Origin of the sequence: Rhodococcus oryzae (assembly GCF_005049235.1) — a bacterium.
GTDB classification, from domain to species: domain Bacteria; phylum Actinomycetota; class Actinomycetes; order Mycobacteriales; family Mycobacteriaceae; genus Rhodococcus_G; species Rhodococcus_G oryzae.
Genome location: NZ_SUMD01000009.1, coordinates 77,880 through 96,260 on the forward strand (window position 1 = coordinate 77,880; position 18,381 = coordinate 96,260).

At 66.7% G+C, this 18,381-nt stretch carries 16 protein-coding genes; 4 read left to right on the forward strand and 12 right to left on the reverse strand.

What is annotated here, in order from left to right; translation table 11 throughout:
- Positions 1 to 122 precede the first annotated feature (122 nt).
- A complete protein-coding gene (locus tag FCG67_RS18315) occupies positions 123 to 1,274 on the reverse strand; it encodes an acetyl-CoA C-acetyltransferase (RefSeq protein WP_136911128.1) in 1,152 nt (383 codons plus the stop codon).
- A 190-nt stretch (positions 1,275 to 1,464) separates the two neighbouring features.
- Between FCG67_RS18315 and FCG67_RS25585 the strand changes: the two genes are divergently transcribed.
- Positions 1,465 to 1,599, forward strand: a complete 135-nt coding sequence (locus FCG67_RS25585) for a hypothetical protein (RefSeq protein WP_257017466.1) — start codon at positions 1,465 to 1,467, stop codon at positions 1,597 to 1,599.
- 109 nt (positions 1,600 to 1,708) lie between these two features.
- Here FCG67_RS25585 and FCG67_RS18320 read toward each other — a convergent pair whose 3' ends face one another.
- From FCG67_RS18320 to FCG67_RS18330, 3 genes are all read right to left on the reverse strand, one after another.
- Positions 1,709 to 3,244: a hypothetical protein gene (locus FCG67_RS18320; RefSeq protein ID WP_136911129.1), complete on the reverse strand. Its 1,536-nt coding sequence runs from the start codon at positions 3,242 to 3,244 to the stop codon at positions 1,709 to 1,711.
- On the reverse strand, positions 3,244 to 3,870 hold the full coding sequence (locus FCG67_RS18325) for a hypothetical protein (protein ID WP_211243260.1): 627 nt from the start codon (positions 3,868 to 3,870) through the stop codon (positions 3,244 to 3,246). Before FCG67_RS18325 ends, FCG67_RS18320 begins: the two co-directional genes overlap by 1 nt.
- 115 nt (positions 3,871 to 3,985) lie before the next feature.
- A complete protein-coding gene (locus tag FCG67_RS18330; protein ID WP_136911130.1) occupies positions 3,986 to 4,360 on the reverse strand; it encodes a hypothetical protein in 375 nt (124 codons plus the stop codon).
- Positions 4,361 to 4,396: 36 nt separating this feature from the next.
- Here FCG67_RS18330 and FCG67_RS18335 point away from each other — a divergent pair, with 36 nt between their 5' ends.
- Complete coding sequence (locus FCG67_RS18335; protein WP_211243261.1) at positions 4,397 to 5,482, forward strand: SMI1/KNR4 family protein; 1,086 nt, start codon at positions 4,397 to 4,399, stop codon at positions 5,480 to 5,482.
- Between the two features lie 83 nt (positions 5,483 to 5,565).
- Here FCG67_RS18335 and FCG67_RS18340 read toward each other — a convergent pair whose 3' ends face one another.
- The 6 genes from FCG67_RS18340 to FCG67_RS18365 all read right to left on the reverse strand — a co-directional run bounded on the left by FCG67_RS18340 (position 5,566) and on the right by FCG67_RS18365 (position 13,636).
- Entirely contained in the window at positions 5,566 to 7,173 is a 1,608-nt protein-coding gene (locus FCG67_RS18340; RefSeq protein WP_136911131.1) for an AMP-binding protein, read from the reverse strand.
- Between the two features lie 133 nt (positions 7,174 to 7,306).
- Positions 7,307 to 8,905 (reverse strand): MFS transporter, encoded by a 1,599-nt coding sequence (locus FCG67_RS18345; RefSeq protein ID WP_136911132.1) that lies wholly within the window; start codon positions 8,903 to 8,905, stop codon positions 7,307 to 7,309.
- Between the two features lie 194 nt (positions 8,906 to 9,099).
- Complete coding sequence (locus tag FCG67_RS18350; protein WP_136911133.1) at positions 9,100 to 9,486, reverse strand: hypothetical protein; 387 nt, start codon at positions 9,484 to 9,486, stop codon at positions 9,100 to 9,102.
- 207 nt (positions 9,487 to 9,693) lie between these two features.
- Positions 9,694 to 10,167, reverse strand: coding sequence for a flavodoxin family protein (locus FCG67_RS18355; RefSeq protein WP_136911134.1), 474 nt, complete (start codon positions 10,165 to 10,167; stop codon positions 9,694 to 9,696).
- Between the two features lie 279 nt (positions 10,168 to 10,446).
- Positions 10,447 to 12,816, reverse strand: coding sequence for an ATP-binding protein (locus tag FCG67_RS18360; RefSeq protein WP_136911135.1), 2,370 nt, complete (start codon positions 12,814 to 12,816; stop codon positions 10,447 to 10,449).
- A gap of 223 nt (positions 12,817 to 13,039) precedes the next feature.
- Positions 13,040 to 13,636, reverse strand: a complete 597-nt coding sequence (locus tag FCG67_RS18365) for a TetR/AcrR family transcriptional regulator (RefSeq protein ID WP_136911136.1) — start codon at positions 13,634 to 13,636, stop codon at positions 13,040 to 13,042.
- Between the two features lie 87 nt (positions 13,637 to 13,723).
- Between FCG67_RS18365 and FCG67_RS18370 the strand changes: the two genes are divergently transcribed.
- Positions 13,724 to 14,299 (forward strand): pentapeptide repeat-containing protein, encoded by a 576-nt coding sequence (locus FCG67_RS18370; RefSeq protein WP_136911137.1) that lies wholly within the window; start codon positions 13,724 to 13,726, stop codon positions 14,297 to 14,299.
- 3 nt (positions 14,300 to 14,302) lie between these two features.
- The gene (locus tag FCG67_RS18375) at positions 14,303 to 14,734 is read left to right on the forward strand and encodes a nitroreductase/quinone reductase family protein (RefSeq protein WP_136911138.1); all 432 of its coding nucleotides are present in this window, start codon (positions 14,303 to 14,305) and stop codon (positions 14,732 to 14,734) included.
- Position 14,735: 1 nt separating this feature from the next.
- Here the strand turns inward: FCG67_RS18375 and FCG67_RS18380 are convergent, their stop codons facing one another.
- Entirely contained in the window at positions 14,736 to 15,491 is a 756-nt protein-coding gene (locus tag FCG67_RS18380; protein WP_211243262.1) for a hypothetical protein, read from the reverse strand.
- A gap of 434 nt (positions 15,492 to 15,925) precedes the next feature.
- Positions 15,926 to 18,127, reverse strand: coding sequence for an acyltransferase family protein (locus tag FCG67_RS18385; protein WP_136911139.1), 2,202 nt, complete (start codon positions 18,125 to 18,127; stop codon positions 15,926 to 15,928).
- Positions 18,128 to 18,381: the final 254 nt, after the last annotated feature.

Here is an 18,381-nt window from a genome sequence, read left to right on the forward strand (position 1 = left end):
ATACCGAAGGTGGCATACGGTTTGTTACAAATCGTGCAATCTGGACCATACTCGCGCAACCGAATTCGGCAATTCCTGCTGCCAGGACGGGGCCGCGGACGGCGTCGCTTGCACCAGCCGATTCAAGCGAGACGCTCGATGATGAGGACGTTCGCGGTGCCGCCACCCTCGCACATCGTCTGAAGCCCGTATCGTCCCCCAGTGCGTTCGAGTTCGTTCAGGAGCGTTCCGAAAAGCTTGGTGCCGGTGGCGCCGAGTGGATGCCCGAGCGCGATGCCTCCGCCGTTGACGTTGACGCGCTCCGGGTCTGCGCCGGTCTCGGCGAGCCAGGCGAGGACGACCGAGGCGAATGCCTCGTTGATCTCGATCACGTCGAAGTCGTCGATGCTCATGCCCGTCTTTCCGAGCGCGTACTCGGTGGCCGGGATCGGAGCGGTGAGCATGAAGACCGGGTCGTCGCCGCGTGCGCTCAGGTGGTGGATTCTTGCGCGCGGCACCAGGTTGTGTGTCTTGAGCGCTGCCGCGGACGCGACGAGTACGGCGCTGGCACCGTCGGAAATCTGGCTCGCGAGTGCCGCTGTCAGGCGCCCGCCCTTTCGGAGTGGTAGCAGCGCAGCCATCTTCGCCAGGCTCGTGTCGCGGGGGCACTCGTCCATCTCGAACGAGCCGACCGGGACGATCTCGTCGTCGAATCGTCCTCCCGCGATCGCATCCCGTGCGCGCTGGTGGCTGCGCAACGCCCACTGCTCCATCCTTAGGCGGCTGATGCCCCATTTCTCGGCAATCAGCTCGGCGGCCCGGAACTGGGAGATCTCCGTGTTGCCGTAGCGGCGGCGCCAGTCTTCGGAGCCTGAATAGGGGTCGTCGAATCCGAACTCCCGGCCTGCCGTCATGGCTGCGGAGATCGGAATCCGGCTCATGCTCTGCACGCCGCCCGCAACGATCAGGTCCGCCGTCCCGCTGAGCACCGCCTGGGCGGCGAAATGCAGTGCCTGCTGGCTGGATCCGCATTGGCGATCGACCGTCACACCAGGGACACCCTCGGGGAGTCCGGCGGCCAGTGCTGACGTGCGTGCGATGTTGCCTGCCTGGCCGCCGATGGTGTCGACGCAGCCGAACATCACGTCGTCGATGGCCGCGGGGTCGATGGGGTTCCGGTCCGTGAGCGACCGGATCACGGTCGCGCCCAGATCGATCGGGTGGACGGCGGACAACGCGCCGTTCTTCCTGCCGACTGCGGTGCGAACTGCGTCGACGATGTAGGCCTCGGCCATCACGGGTTCCTCGTTCCCTCGGTCGCTTCGGGCATGCGCTAATCAGTTAGATGATTGCACCCTATAGCGCTCGGGTTGTCGAGGGGTGACCGGTAGAGTTCGGCCCGTGGCTGCGCCCCTGGGAATGCTCGTGGGCGGGGAGACGTTTCCGACGCGGAGTACTTGTCAGCGCGAAATGAGGAGTGGGGACATGGGTTCACTTGAAATCATGGAGTGGCTTCGCGAGGGAGCCAACGCCGGAGACCCGATCCGGGGACCGCTCTACGTCGTGACGTTCGTCGTCGGCGGATTGGTGAGCGTGCTGTTCGGTGGCGGAGTGATCTGACCGATCGGCCGGTCGGACCGGACGGCTGTCGCGGCTGCCTCGTCGGAGGCCGGTTGCGATTCCGGTCGTCCGGTCCGGCGATCGCCGCATCCCAGGGCGTACCCGGTCTCTAGGGCGTGCGCGCGAGCGTGACGCCGAGACCATCGATGCGGAAGTCGCGATCGGTCACATCGACACCGAAATCGGTGAAGCGTCGACCGCCCAGTGCGCCGGCGAGGAAATCGCGGATCGGACCTGGCTGGGCGGCACCGGAATTCGAGACATTCACCGGCACCTCGATCGTGCCGTCGAAGTGACGGGCCTGCCCGGTGAGGCCTGCCGGTTGCGGCGTCTGCCGGAGGGCGTCGACGGTGTGGAGGATCAGTTCGAGTCCGACGCCGTTGCCGAAGTCCACGCGCAGCGGCGTGGGAGAGTTCGCGATGTCGAAGGATTCGACGGTGGCGGTCCAGCCCGCGGGGGAGCGGCCCGCATAGCTGTACGGCGAAGCCGCTACGGATGGGTCGACGCTGCGGTCGTTGGCGGTATTGGCCAGACGCTCCCCGGTCAGGGGCTGGTCGGTGGCGACGAAGCTCCACTCGTCCGCGGTGAGCTGCTTTGTCCAATACCCGGTTCGGCCGTCGCTGGCGCCCTCGACGCGGAGTTCGCGGGCGTCGGAGCCGATGCCGGTCTTGTGTATCGAGATGCGGTTGGTGATCTCGCCGGGGACCTTTGGTTGACGCAGCCAGTCCGGCGCGGGGAGCGCAATGGCGGCGGTGCCGACATCAATGCGCTCGCTGAGCATGTCCGCAGCTTCCCGCAGGCCCGGCTGGTCCTCGTAGGAGTAGCGGAAGAAGACCTTGTCCGCGCCGGAGATGTCGAAGTCGTAGAGCCGGGTGTACAGGTCCCCATGGCGATTCACGACCAGCGAGGTGGAGCCGCTGGTGGAGAGGGCGACCGCGCGGAAGCGGCCTCCGGCGGGCATGCCGACTTCGTAGCTGTGATCGACCGGGAGCCAGGGATCCACGTACCGAATGCGGGTGCCGCCGTCGGTGAGTGCGAAGACGTGGGAGACCTTGGCCAGGCCCACGGGGTGGTTGTTGCCCACGGCGTCGCGCCAGACATGGTCTTCGTTCGCGGAGAGAACCGACCAGGTCCAGTCGAGCGTGCCCGGGGGGAGGGTGTTTCCGGGGCCGGTCCAGAGCGGGGTGCCGTAGCGGGTGCTCCAGTTCCAGTCCTTGGGGGCGCTCAGGGCGTGGTCCAGGGTGTAGAAGCGGCCGTCGCGGTCCACCGCGAGCACCTCGTCATCATCCGCGGAGACCCCGGCGATATTGCCCGCCAGGCATCCGGGCAGCGGCATGGAGCGCCAACCACCATGGGTGGCCGCCTCTTTCACGTAGATATTGCCGTCGCGGGCGGTGAAGGACCAGCGGCGGTTGAAGGTCTCGGTCGAGGTGCGAAAGTAGATCTGATCGGGGAGTGTCGCCGTGGCGGGCGAGAAGGCCTCCAGCCCCGCGGTGCTCGGGTCCGCACCGATTTCGGGTGTACCCACCGTGCCCACGAGCACGCATCCGGCAGGGTCGGCCGTCGCGCCGGGATGCACCGCGAGGCCCGTGAAGACGATTCCGGCAACCGCGACGAGGGCGCCTCGCGTGGCAAGTCGCTTCATCACACCCAGCCCAGGGTTCCGAAGATGATGAGGGCGAGGGCGTCGATGCCGAAGATCGTGCCGACGGTGATGGCCTTGGCGCGCACCGTCGCCATGTCGTGGACCCAGAAGCAGACGGCGAAGAACGGCACGTAGCCGATCAGCCAGATGAGGTAGGGGAAGCCAGGCTGCCACCAGGACCAGTCCCAGGTCAGCACGCCCATCTTGTTCAGGACCACCTCGACGCCCACCGCGGCGGCGGAGTTGATCGCGATGAGGATCGGCCGGTTGGGGAGGCCGAAGATTCGGGTCTCCTTGGGCGGCAGCATTTTCGCCGCCGCGACGCCCATGACGGCGAACATGAAGCAGATCTCGATGTTCAGGCCGATGAGCAGCTGGTAGGCCGTCGGTCCGGTCGCGGCCCATACCGGTGCGCGCCCCGTGGCGTGGAAGACCAGCGAGTTCCAGATCTCGTTGAACAGGTCCATGCCCCACAGCGCGAGCCCGGCGAAGAAGACATTCCAGTTCCGGCGCTCCACTTCCGTGGCGTACACGTAGATGACCAGGAGCAGCAGCGGAATCACGTACCACTTGAATTGGCTGCTGTCGCGCAGCAGTTCGAGCGCCATCTTGGCGTGCTCGGTCATCAGCAAACCCTCTCCCCCGAGACCGTCAGAAACCCTGAGGAGTGTTACACATTGACGTCAGTTGTCACGCTGTAACTGTGAAATCGGGTTACACGCGGTCAGTCCGGTGGAGAGATCACGACGTCGTGACCCTCTGCCACACGGTCCGAACCGGGTCGGGGGAGGCGAGTGCAGTGACCCCGGCTCGGAGCAGCAGAACATCCTCGTTTCTGCGCGCCGCAAGCAACGCGGACTCCCACCGCAAAACGCACTCGGTGGCGATGGCGCCGATCGCATCGGATCTCTCGCCGCCGCTGAAGAGTCTGAATTCGGAGTCGCACCCGCCGAGTCGCGCCAGCTCCGTGATGATCGGGTGCCACTTCAGTCTCGCGCCTGCCGCGTAGGTGTGCTTCGCGCCGAAGACCCGCACGAACAGGTGTGCCGCAACGAGGGTCGGCTCGGCCGAGTCCAGCTGAGCGAATCCATCGAATTCCGGTGGTGGGCGCTTCATGGTTCGATCGTCGCATCCGAAGGAAAGGACTGGCCCGTGGGTGTGGAGGACATCGGTCCCGCCGAACCGGACGGCCGTTGGGCAGATGATGCTCCGCGCACCACGGGCCACTTCGACGGCATCGACTTCGAGGGCTTCTGGGACGACGGCGACTACTCGCGGGAGAACTACGTCGAGCCCGCACCGGCCGATGAGCTGATCGCGTCGATCGAGGAGGAGCTGGGTGGGTACCGGCTCCCGGACTCCTACGTGGAACTTCTGCGGATGCACAACGGCGGCATGGTCGAGCGGCCGTGCCACCCGATGGCCGAGTCGACGAGCTGGGCCGGGGACTACATCCAGATCAGCGGCCTGTATGCGATCGGCCGTACCGCCACCTGGTCGCTGTGCGGGGAGCTCGGCTCGACGTTCATGCGGGACGAGTGGGGGTACCCGGACATCGGCGTCGGCATCGCCGACACCCCGAGCGCCGGGCACGAGCAGATCATGCTCGACTACCGCGCGTGCGGCCCCCGCGGCGAGCCCCGGGTCGTGCATGTCGACCAGGAGGGCGACTACCGCATCACCGTGGTCGCACCCGACTTCGCGTCCTTCGTCCGGGGCCTGGTGAGCGAGGACGAGTTCGACGACAGCGAGGAGACGCTGCAGGCCGACCTAGCGATCGTGCGGCACGGCACGCTCTCGCCGATCGTCCGCCGCGCCCTGGACGCGGCGGGCCTGCAGGACGGCGAGGCGCTGGTTCGCGGCCTCGCCGAGCGGATCGTGACGGAGAAGGGGTTCTTCGCGCTCCACGCGGACGGCGACTCGTGGCTGATGTGCGACGTGATGTTCTGGCTGTATTCGCACCTGGCCACCGCGTCATCGTTCGAGGACTTCGTGAACAGGGCCGAAGGGCAGGACGACTATGAGCGGCCCTGCTACACCCTCATGGTCACCACGTCGTTCGTGGCCGACCCGTACGGATTCTGCACGGGCGCGTACGCGGAAGGGTTCCTGCGGGACTGGTGGGACGCGAAGGTCGAACGCGGGAACCTCGTCGCCGCCGTCGGCGGGTACCGGTTCGATTCGGAGTATGCGACGCAGCTGCTGAGGGTTCTGCGTGCGACCGGCGGGATTGGCTGAGCGGTCGACGTCGACGGACGTTCACGGTGATCCGATCCACGCCCGGGCGTCAGGTGCTCGAGCGTGGATCGGATCGTGTGCGACTAGGAGGACGCCATCGTCGTCGCCCAGCGATAGTCCGCCTTGCCGGCAGGGGTTCGCTTGACCTCGTCCACCAGCACGATCGAACGCGGGACCTTGTAGCCCGCCAACGTCTTGCGGCAGTGCTCCTGAACCTCGTCGAGGGTCAGTTCGGGCGATCCGGGATAGGTCGCGATGACCGCTGCCACCTGTTGGCCCATGCGTTCGTCGGGCGCGGGCACGACGAGCGCGTCGGCGATCGACGGGTGCGCGTGCAGCGCGGCTTCGACCTCTTCGGCGAAGACCTTCTCGCCGCCGGTGTTGATGCACTGCGAGCCGCGGCCGAGGAAGACGATGGTGCCGTCCGCTTCCACCCTGCCCATGTCGCCGAGCACCGACAGGCGGGTGCCGTCGGCGCGAGTCGGGAACGTCCGGGCGGTCTTTTCCTCGTCCTTGTAATAGCCGAGGGGGACGTTGCCGATGCGGGCGATGTAGCCGATCTCGTCGGAGCCCGCGGGGAGCTCGTTCAGCCGCTCGTCGACCAGGATCATGTTCGGCGAGGGCGGCATTCGCAGATTGCCTGCCTCGTCGATGGTGAAGGCGCCGTCGTTCCCGGACTCCGAGGCGCCGAAGTTGTCCCGCAACAGCAGATCTGGCTTGACCGCCAGCATGCGGTCCCGCACGCTGGTGGACCAGATCGCGCCGCCGGAGGTGATCGAGAACAGGGAGCTGAGGTCGACCTCGCCCTTGCGTCGTTCCATCTCGTCGACCAACGGAAGCCCCATGCCGTCGCCGACGATGAGGATCACCTGGACCGAGTCCTTCTCGATCGATTCGACGACCTTCTGCGGGTCGAAGTCCCGCCTGAGGACCACGCGAGCACCGAGGGTGAAGAAGGTGAACAGTGAATACAGCGCGGCGCCGTGCATCAGGGGTGCGGCGATGAGGAAGGAGAGTTCGGGGAATTCCTTTGCAGCGCTCGCAATCTCGGCGAGGTCCTGCCGCGTGCCCTCGCCGTACGGGTTCCCGCCGGAGAGCGGCTTGCGGAAGAAGTCGTCGTGCCGCCACATGACGCCCTTCGGGTATCCGGTGGTTCCTCCCGTGTAGAGCAGGTACAGGTCGTCGCCCGTGCGGGAGTCGAAATCTGCCGTGGGCGACAGCTCGCGAGCCTCGGCGAAGGAGACCACGGAAACTGTGCGCGCATTCGCGGCGGTGAGCAGCTCGTCGGCGATCTCGCCGACCACGAACACCGTCCGGATCATCGGGCACGCCTCGAGGAGAGCGGCGAGGGTGCGCTGATGCTCGGGGAGTTCGACGACCACCGCGACCGAGTCGGAGTTGGTGAAGATGTACTCGAGCTCGGCGGGCGTGTACCGGTAGTTGACGTTGATCGGCACAGCGCGGATCTTGATCAACCCCAGGATGGACGTGACGTGCTCGATGCCGTTCTTCAGGAACAACGCCACATGGTCGCCCCGGGTGACGCCGGCCTGGGCGAGCAGGTGGGCGGTCCTGTTGGCCTCTGCGTCCAGCTGGGTGTAGGAGAGGTTCTCGCCCTCGTAGGTCAAGGCAATGCGATCGGGTACTGCGCTGGCGACCGTCTCGAAAACGTCCGCGAGGTTGAACTGCATCTTCATTCCTTTCATGGCCGGTCCGCGATGTCGAGGGCGATGACCCGAACCTAGAACACGTTCCAGGACTCTGAGGGGAAACTGATCGATTGGTGCATTTCCCGCGCTCAGCTGCCGAGTAGTGGTTCCTGCGTCAGTCCGGAGCTGTGCCGCCGGAGGCCGTTGACGGGGCGTCGGGTATCCGCATCATGCGGAACGAGTTGAGCAGCCCGAGGAGACCGGCAAGGATCGGAACGAGCAAGGCTATTTGAAGGGCGAGGGGTCGGGCGTCCGTGTTGATGCGGATGATCTCGTCCTGAATCTCCTGGGGCTGCTCGACGAGCAATTCTTCGAGCTGCGTGTTGCTCATGACTTCCGCATCGTCCTCGAGCACCTGCGCCACGTGCTGCTGATCTGCAGGCGGGAGTACGGTGCTCGATTGCGCCATCGAGGTGAACGCGATGGACAGCGTTGCCAGCAGAATGGCTCCGCCGAACGCCAGCCCGAACGAGAGCCCGAATGACCCTGCCGCCGAGTTGGTGCCTGCGGCCTCGCTGACCCGCTCATCCGAGATAGGGGCGAGCGTGTAGTCGTTGAGCTGCGACACCAACAATCCCAAGCCCGACCCCGCGACGATCAGGGGGACCACCAGTGCCCAGCCGAACTCCGCCCGGGGCACGATCGGGATCAGCGCTGCGATCCCGATCGTGAGCAGAACGAATCCCCACCGGATGATGCCGCTGGGGCGCCGATCGCCTGCCTTCTTTCCCGCGAGCACCGCCACCGCGAACATGCTGAGGGAGAGGGGGGCGAGGGACAAACCCGCCTGCATCGCGTTGTACTCGAGCACCATCTGCAGGTAGATCGGCAGCGCAATCATCGTGCCGCCCAGCGCTATCTGCTGCAGCATTTGTTGGGAGATCCCCAGCCTGAAGATCTTGGACCGGAACAGATCCGGGTCCAGCAGGGTTGTTTCGCCCCGCCGCTTGCGCCGCACCAGCCAGTACGCCAGTCCGGTCAGCGCGGTCGTACCGATCACCAGGAGAGCGGCCACCGCCTCGCCGCCCTCCTGCCACACCAGGATTCCCAGCACGATGCCGCCCATTCCCAGCACGGAGAGCATCGCGCCGACCGTGTCGACGCCCCGAGGTCCCGTGTACGGGACATCGCGGACGAGTTTGATGCCGGAGAGCACGATGGCGATGATGACGACCTCGAGTACGAACGCGATGCGCCAGGACAGGTAGGTGGTGATGAATCCTCCGAGCAGCGGTCCGACCGCCGCGGCGATGGCGGCCGCCGCCCCGACGAGGGCGTAGACCTTCTTCTGGGCGCCTCCTTCGAAGTTGCCGTGGATGAGGGACTGCATGGCGGGCAGGAGGAGTGATGCGCCGATCCCACCCAGCACGGCCCAGAAGATGACGACCGCTGTCAGGCTCTGCGCGAATGCCATCGCCGACGCACCGACGGCGTAGCCGAGGAGGCCGAGCACGTAGGCACGTTTGCGTCCGATCAGGTCGCCGACCTTGCTGCCGATCAGGATGAATGCCGCCGACACCAGTGCCTCGAGGGCGATCGCCGCCTGGACGCCGCTGACCGTCGTGTCGAGATCTCGAACCACCGACGAGATCGACACATTCATCAGGGACGTGTCGACGACCAGAACGAACATCGCCATTGCCAGCAGGATTGCGAGCACGCGTTGGCTGCCTGCCAGCTGCTCGGCACCGCTGTCAGTCGATCCTTCTGTCATCGGATACCACCATCTCGGCAGTTACTGTCGACGAGCACTATGGAGAACGAGCCAGGGATCCGCAGTATCGCATGTCGGGGACGACTGTGACCCGGGCAGCAACCGAATTCCCGTCAGATAGATGGCCAAAATCGACAAGGGCTGGGTGAGTCTGAAGAGGACGGCCCTCGCCGGTCACCTGGTCGCCGATTCCATCACGGCGCGACGATGCAACCGGGTCCGATCGGCGTACCCGGGTTGACGGTGACCGTCTCGATCGGTCCGCCTACCGACGTCTGGTAGCCCATCAGGGCGTGCTCTCCCGGCGCGGTCGGCGTCCAGAGCGAGAAGGCGTGACCCAGCACGACGGGCGGGACGTAGTAGGGATTGGCGTTGTCCCAGATCAACTCCTCTGGGAAGAACGTCGACGCAAGGTTCAGGTCAACGATCGACACGCCTGGCTCTGTCGGGGTGCTCGTCCTGGCCATGACCAGGTAGGTGCAACCGGCCCCGTATGGCGTCGTCGGGCCCCCGCTGAGACCGGGGACGACGGTGACGTCGACTACCTCCGCTGCGGCCGAGGGCGCGGACAAGGTGACCACCGCTGCGCAGACGGCCGCGGCGAGCGGGGTGGCGCGGGCCGTTTCCCGGCGACTCCAGGATTACGTACTGGCGCCACCGTGTGGCCACGCCGAGACGCAGCAGGCTCGACCAGAACGTCGCGATGCCCTCGACGTCGCTGCAATCGACGACGATATGAGAGATCTCCACAGATCCTGATTCTCGTTGATGATCAACGGGTGGCTTGCTCATGGCGTGGCACTGGCCCGAGCCGGCAGCCCTTCGGCAAAGGTGCGGGCCGACTCCAGGTCCGCGGCGTTCGGGCGCCCCTTCCGGATGCCGCCCACCAGCCTGAACGGAAGATAGGTGTCGAACGCGCGACAAGAGAAGGTGTCGATCACCTCGAAGCCCTTCTGCCCGAGACGGCGTACGAGGGGTCGGGAGAAGGCATGGGGCCGTGCGTCGGGAAATCCGCTGGTGGCGAAGACAAATGCCTTGTGTTGTTGCCCCTCCGGAAGTGACTCGACGAACTCGAGCAGCCGAGAGTGGAAGGACCCCAGGTAGATCCCTGATCCGAATCCCACGAGGTCGTAGGCGGCGAGTTTCGCGATATCGACCTGCTCGGGTTCGACAATGCGGGCATCTAGCGCCTGGCCCATGACGTCCGCGACCCGCTTCGTGTTTCCGTGAGACACGGAGGTGCACACAATGATCGACTTCATGAAGACGCTCCCCTCGATTTCGGGATGGCGCCGTGCGTGCTCGCCTTCCCGCCCCGCCTGCTTCGAGCTGCGTCGTCAGACTAGCGGCGATTTGCACCCGGGGGGACGTGGTGTGCGCATCGACACCGAGACCATCAGCGCGCAGTCGTAGATCATCGCGATCTCGCCCAGTTCCCGATACGCCAAGCACGGGTCAAGGACGGCGAACTACGCATGGCTGCCCGGCAAGCAATGAGGTCCAGAGGGTGAAGAAGTGCTCTCCACCTTGCCGGCTTCGGATCAGTGCAGTCGTTCCTGATGGTTCTCGGCGATCCAGGCCGCGATCTGTGTTCGCGAGGTGAACCCGAGCTTGGACAGGACGTGCTCGACATGACCCTGCGCGGTGCGGGGCGAGATCACCAATGTCGCGGCTATCTCCTTGTTGGTCAGTCCCTCTGCGACGAGATCGGCCACCTCGGCTTCGCGGCGGGTCAACAGCGGTGCGGCAGGTGTCGCCCGGGGTTTGTCGGTTTGACGGTCCCCGAGCGCGTAGGCGACAGCGTCGTCCACACTCATCTCGGTGCCGGTGCGAAATGCCTCGCCGTACGCGCGGGTCCCCAGTGCGTCGCGGGTGAGTCGCTCGCATTCGTCGTGATGGCCCTGCAGGTACGTGAGGGTCACCGACTCGCTTCCCACCGCCTTCGCGAGCGCCTCCGCGGCACCCATAAGGACGGCGGCACGCGTCGGCTTGCCTTCGCGTCTCTCCTTCCAGGCCAACGACTCCAGGCACCAGCCCGTCATGGCAGGGTCGTTGATCTTCCGGCTCAGCCGCAACGCCTGTGCCGTCAGGGTGGCGGCCCTGTCGTCGTCCCCCGCCTGCAGCGCTGTCTGCCCGAGAGCCCACGACGAGTGCGCGCGGAAGAAGGATTCCTCTCTCGGGGTGGTGATCGCAAGGATCTGTTCGTGGCAGGCAACGGCCGTCTCCTCGTCTCCCAGCAGTCCACTCGCGCCTGCCAGGCCGAGGAGGCCACCCAGCTGTCGGGTGATCTCGTACCCGGCTCGCCTTGGAGGGGGCCCGACCTCGGACCGCACGCCTGCGCTGGCGAGAGCGGCCTGGAACGGCTCGACCGCGGCGGCGAGGTCTCCGGTGAACAACGCCATGTAGCCGCTCGCGTAGTTCGCGGTCTCGAGCGACTCCGGATCTCCCAATTGCTCTGCGAGCGAACGGCATTGCGCCGCCCTCGCCGCGGCTTCGTCGGGTTTTGCCTGCATTCCCGCCAACACGGTGTCGTCGTACAGCGAGTTCAGGCGTTCCTCGGTCTGCGCGTTGACGGCGGTTGTCAGAGAGCGGTCCATCCAACGCCTGGCCTCCGCCAACTGGCTGCGGCACAACCAGAACGCAACAAACATGGCATTGGTGAGGCGCGCATTCACATCCGGATCGGTGGTGACGACCGGCTCGGTCAGACTGAAGGCCAGCGCCTCCCGGAGATTCGGCTGTTCGCGATCGAGCCGGGCGATCCAATCGGTCTGGCGGGGGCCGATCCACTCGGACTCCGCCCGCAGCACCAGCCGTTCGTACCACACGAGGTGCCGCCGCAGAGCTCTGTGAAGGTCGCCCGATTCGCTCAGCTTCTCCCTGCCGTAATCGCGGATCGTCTCCACCATGCCCAGGCGCACGACATCCCCGACCTGCTCACGAACCAGGACCGACTTGTCCACGAGGGAGGCCACCGCGTCCAGGAACCCGTCGGCGACCAGCTCCTCGGGACAGATGCCCTCGGCCGCGTCCAGCTCGAAACCGCCAACGAACACCGACAGCCACGCCCACAGCTGCTGCTCCTTCGTGGTGCACAGCTCGTAACTCCAGTCCACACACGAACGCAAGGTCTGTAGCCGGGTCGGCGCCACCCGCGAGCCGACGGTCAGCAGCCGGTACCGGTCGGTCAGGCGGTCCATGATCTGTCCGGCCGACATCGCCCGGATCCGCACCGCGGCCAGCTCGATCGCCAACGGAAGGCCGTCCAGCCTGCCGCAGATTCCGGCCACCGCAGCACAATTGGCCTCGGTGAGCGCGAAGTCCGGCTGCCGGGCGGTGGCCCGCGTGACGAACAGTGCCACCGCCTCGTATTGGGCCATCGCCTCGAGCGGTGGGGTCTGTTTCGTGTCCGGCACCGTCAACGGCGGCACCCGCACCACGCGCTCGCCATCCACCCCGAGGACCTCGCGGCTCGTCGTCAGGATCCGCAGTCCCGGACATGCTCGCAGCAGGGTCTCCACCAACTCCGCGACGGCACCGAGCAGATGCTCGCAGTTGTCCAGGACCAACATCGTCTGCCTGGTGGAGAGGTGATCGATCAGCAGGTCGGACATCGACCGACCCGGCTGATCCGGTAGTCCGAGTGTGGCGGCGACGGTCTCCGCCAACAAGGCCGAATCGCGCAGTTCGCCGAGCTCGACCCACCAAACACCGTCGGCGAAAGCGCGACGCGAATCCTCGGCGACCCGTAACGCCAACCTGGTCTTGCCCACGCCGCCGATGCCGGTCAATGTCACCAACCGGGAGGCGGACTGCAGCCGCCTGACCTCGGCTATCTCGTGGCGCCTGCCGATGAAACTCGTCAATTCCGCCGGCAGGTTTCCTGGCTTGTCCATCACGGAGGTCGTCATCGAGCAGGCCTCCCGTCTCGCAGGTCTTCGGTGTTTAACGCTACGCCTGCCGGGGTTCCGACCGGCTCATGGTGGCCATGTTTGTTGCCGATCGGAGATTGATCGGGCCTTGGCGCCGCCTCGAATCGGGAGACGACGCTGCCTGGTTGGGTATCGACCAGGTGGTGGGTGACGTTACGTGCCTCAGGCCCGTGGTGGGGCCATTGGGTGAATTGTCTAAAGCTCAGCGCGGGGCCAGGTTTCGTAGGGCCAGGGCGAGGACGCGGTGCATGTCTTCGGTTTGATAGCCCGTCCCGGGCTCGCACGTGTGGCCGGCGACGAGGTGGTTGGACATGGCCAGTCCGTGCAGCAGGACCCAGAGCAGGGGGCCGACCTCCCGGGCGTCGCCGCCGATGAGGGTGTTGCTCTGCTGAGCCTCGATCACGAGTTCGTTGAAGTAGTCGGTGAAGTCCTGGGCGGCGTCTACCAGCACCTGGCTCGGGTTGATCGCGTAGTCGCCCCCGAACTCGAGTCGGTAGTGGTTCGGGTATTCCCAGGCGACGCGGACGTAGGCGAGGCAGGCGCGAAACAGCGGGGTGGAGTCTGTCGCGGTGTCCGCGACCGCGCCCTGCATCTCCGCCTTCAGAGCGGCCAGGTTCTCGGCGGCCACCGTGCTGAGCAGGTCGTCCTTGTCCTGGAAGTGGCGGTACGGCGCCGTCCGCGACACATCGGCCGCCGCACCGACTGCCCGCAGCGTGACGTGAGCCGGTCCGCCCCGGGCCAAGAGGTCGCTGGCCGCGGCGATCAGGGTGCGGCGCGTGTCCCGGGTTCTGTCCTGCATCTCCTGAGGGTAGAAGGTTGTTGACGCCGTCAACAAGCCGCTGTTAGGTTGACGGCGTCAACCTGGTTCGTCCTATATGGGGGCTCAATGACATCGACATCGCAGGCGAATCCTCTCGAACTACTCCGTTCGGATGTTGCGGCCTGGAATTCCCAACGGGAGGTTCGTGACTCGGGGAGCGTCAGCCTCGTAGACGCCGACCTGGCAGGTGCGGACCTCGCCGGTGCAAACCTGGCGGGTGCAGACCTGACCGGCGCCGACCTGTCGGGAGCCGATCTCACCGATGCCAGTCTCGCAGGCGCGAATCTGACCTCCGCCGAGTTCGCCGGGGCCGTCCTGACGAGGGCCGATCTCGCCGGTGCGGTCGCTCATGACGCCAACTTCACGGGCGCATTTCTCACGCGGGCTGGCCTGCGGGATGCCGACCTGACAATGGCCTTCCTGACGTCGACTTTTCTCGGGCACGCGGATCTGACCGGAGCGGACCTCTCCGGTGCGTACATGACCAGCGCATTCCTCGGCGATGCCAACCTGACCGGCGCCATCCTGATCGGCACCTATCTGGGCAAGGCGAACCTGACGGGTGCGAACATCGCCGCTGCCGTCCTGGACGGCGCCGACCTCACCGGCGTCACGATGCCGGACGGCACGGAGGCCGGCTGACCGATGCATGCGACGGTGAAGGCCGCATTGGCTTTCGTCAACCGAGTGACCGCCGCCCTGTACCGGACATCAGACGGTCGTCTCGGTGGGAAGTCGGTAGGACTGCCCGTTCTCCTGTTGACGGTGCCCGGTCGCAAGACCGGAATTCCGCGAACCGTCCCGGTCATCTATCTCGAGCACGGCGATTTGTACGTTGTGGTGGGTTCCGCATTCGGATCGAAAACTGACCCTGACTGGATGAGGAACCTTGCGGCGGCCGACTCTGTCCGGATTCGGGTCGCCGATCAGGAATGGGACGTATCGGCACGGATTGCGACGGGTGACGAGCGAGACAGACTCTGGCGAAACGTGATTGCGCCCGAACTGCCCTCGCTCGCGAAACATGAGGCGCGTTCCGGGCGTGCGTTCCCGGTGGGCGTCCTGGCGCGACCGTGAATCAGCTTGCGGGAGATGGGATACCAACAGAGCCGCCCCCGCCGGGCTGACCGGGCACCGCGCCGCCTGCGGGTTCGCGCACGTAGGCGTACATCTGCGACGGGGCGGTCGAGGTGCCGCCGAAGTAGAAGCCGGCGTACCACTTACCGGTGCTAGTCGGGTTCGAAGGGCAGGACCGGGGGAGCGTGGCCGTCTCGTGGATGTCCCGACCGAGGATGGTGCCATCGATCGCGAAACGGTAGACGGACCCGTCGATCTGGATCGAATACCTCAGGGGCGCAGTGGCCGCGAGATCGTCGTGGGAGAGGGTGACGAGCGCGCTTTCCGGGTATTGATGCACGCTGTTGGCATTGGCGTACGGCACGATCTCTAGTACGCGGGGCGACGTGTCGGTACGCCACCGCCAGCCGAACATTGCGCCATTGCGAGCAAGGTCGAAGTCGCCGCAGTCGGAGAAGCCGGGCAGCTTGTTCCAGTCGAACTGGTCCTCGGGCTGGGTGGGCGAGGTGAGCACGTACTCGGCCGTCGGGGTCAGCACGAAGTCGTAGGTCCGTGACGCGCCACCGGGGCTGACCCAGCCCTCCAGGGGTCCGGTCGCGCCGGACGGGCGACCCACCGCCGCACTGTGCGCGCCCCGCTCGATGGTGTAGCTCGACCAGCCGGGGGGTGTGCCCGGGGCCAGGCAGCCGCTCAGCCCGGTGGCCGCCATCAACACGACTGCGGCGATGCCCGTCTTTCGGATGATCGTGCGGCGCATGGTTCTCCCTCCGGGTTTCGTCCGCACACCCTCCCACACGCTCCGTTTGCCCGCCCCGTTTCCGCAGTGGCCGATCGTCGGTGACCACCGCTTCACCGGCGTGGTCAGATCGAAGAATTGCGACCGCCGTTCATCACGGTCTGCCACCAGTCGTTGAGGGGGCTTGGTTCCGGCCAATGGATCTGCTCCTCGGCGGGCGGAACGTGGGGGTCGCGGTGGCTCGTATGCGACTCGCCGACCCGGGTCTGCGTCTGATCGTCCTCGCGGGGCACAGCGTTGCACCTCCCTGCCGCCGGTGCGCCCGCCGAGCGCGAGCGCGGCCATTGTGCACTACGAAGTTAGCACTGAATGTGATCGACAGGTGGGACCTGGTTCCGGTTCTACGCCTGCACTATTCGATGATGCCTGGAAGTGAATGGCCTGCAGCCCCGAGCTCAGCGCGGGGCGAGTGCGCGGTCCGCGAGTGCGGTGACGACCGGCGTGAGCGCCAGTGCGTGCTCAAGCGTCAGGTGGTTGTCATCGCGGAACACCAGGTCTTTTCCGACGATGACGGGGCAGCGGTCTGCGGTGCAGAACAATTCCGTGAGATCGGCGTACTGTCCGCCGCCCGCCGCAGTCGCCGCGGCCTCCGCCGCGACGCCCGCGGCATTCACCGCGACCGGGCGGAGCGGCGAGCATGCGGTCACGTCGTCGAGGTGGGCGGACAAGCATGTCGGCACGGTCGAATGCGGATCGGGGACCGGACCGAGGACGAGGACGGCCGCCCCTGTGGCCCGTAGCTGTGCCACCATACGGGTCAGGCTGTCGAGCCAGGCGGGGCCGTAGACGTCGAACCCGAAATCGCCGCCGTAGCGCCGAGACATGCTCAGCACGATCAACCGCGGCCGCTCGGCCTGTAGCCGCGCGACGACCTCGCCTCGCCACTGCTCACACTCGCTGTACTCCCGACCGAGGTAGGGGCTGGTGAGCGGCAGGTCCAGCAGCGGACAGGTGACCTTGCCCAGAGTTTTGAGTTGCCAATGCCGTTGCTCGGCAGCGGATTCGAATGCGGGATCCCACATCGCGGCGTGCGAGTCGCCGACCAGAGCCACAGTCGTCGTCGAGAGCGGGTCGCCCGCGGCGCACTCGATCGCACCGACCTCGAGCCAGGACCGCACGCAGCCGTTGACGAATACCTCGGGCTTGTCGGCCGGTGCGTCGGCCAGCGTCGGGGACAGATTCGACGGCACGGCGAGCGTCGCGGCCGACTCCGTGACCGCGGCGTGCACCTGCGCGGTCAGCTGCTGCACCGCGGCCTCGTGTGGGTCGACGGCCGGGGCCGCCGCCGCCGCGGGCGCGGGCGTGGTGGTGACCGTCAGATCCGCAGCCGCCGCGCCGTGGCCGACCGGGACGGGACGTGCGGCCAGGAGCATCAGCCCCGCGCACACGGCGACGGCCGTGATGGCGCCACCGAGGGCGAGACTCCGCGATGCCGAATCCCGTAGCGGCGCGGCGAACCGGACCGGATTCTCGACGAGGTGCAAGGTCAGCATGGCCAATCCGGCGGATAACGCGACCGCGCCGAGCCGTCCGAGCAGGCCGAGGGGATGACCGAGGAGGGCAGGCATCAGCAGGAGTGCCGGCCAGTGCCAGAGATACCAGGAGTACGACACCCGGCCGACGGCCCGGATCGGCGAAAGTGAGAGTCCGCGACCGACCCCCAGTCGCGGTGCGGCGCAGCCGGCGCCGATCACCAGGACGGTGCCCAGCACCGGAAGCAGCGCGGCGGTACCGGGATACGGAGTCGTCTCGTCCAGTCGTGTGCACGCGAGGACGAGCAGGACCAGCCCCGCCCACCCCGCGACGGCGGCCGCGGCCGCGGGCAGCCGACTCCACCCGCGGAGTGAGAGCGCCACCAGTCCGCCCGCTGCCAGTTCCCAGGCCCGCGACGGCAGCGAGAAGAATGCCCACGACGGCAGCGTGTCGGTCCAGGCCGACGAGACCGCGAACGATGCCGCCGCAACCAGTGTGAGTACGAGCAGGTATGGCGTCGCAGATGTCGGGGCGTTCGCGTCGTCGCGACGCGTGACGCGCCGAACCATCCAGGCGGCCCCGATGATGAGGGCGGGCCACAGCAGGTAGAACTGCTCCTCCACCCCGAGCGACCAGAAGTGCTGGAACGGCGACGGCGGCGCGTCGGCGGCCAGGTAGTCGGTGCCGTGCAGCGCGAACCGGTAGTTGCCGACGTAGAGCGCGCTCGCTATCTCGTCGCCGAGGACGTCCCGTGCCTGCAGCGGAGGCAGCAGCACCGCCGAGCAGATCGCGGTGACGACCAGAACCAGCCCCCCGACAGGCAGCAGCCGGCGAGCCCGCGCGCCGTAGAACCGGGCGAGGCCGACCGTGCCGGTGGTCGACACATCGCGCCACAGCATCCCCGTGATCAGGAAACCGGAAACGACGAAGAAGATGTCCACGCCGACGAACCCGCCGCCCACGCCGGGAACGCCGGCGTGGAAGAGGACGACCATGACCACGGCGACGGCCCGCAGACCCTCGATGTCCGGGCGGAAACTCGTCTCGGATCGCGTTGCAGTGGGATCGGTGAGGCGGTCACCGTCGGATCGGTGTTCTTGCTCTGCAGTGACAACGGTGTTCACCCCGACCAGCCGTCCTCCCCCGAGAAGATCCAGCTACCCCGCGTATCCGGGCAGACGCACCGCAACGGAATCCCGTGCAGCGGCCGGCCGCAGCGTAGGCGAGATCATTCCACCGAGATCCCTGTTCGGTCCCGAGCCACGCCGGGACAGCGTTCCGGTCCGGCGGGCTTCGGTCAGCGTTCGCGTGGCTTCGCGAGGAGGTTGGCCGTCGACGGCGGACGACCAAAGCAAAGGCAAGGAGGTCACCCACTCCC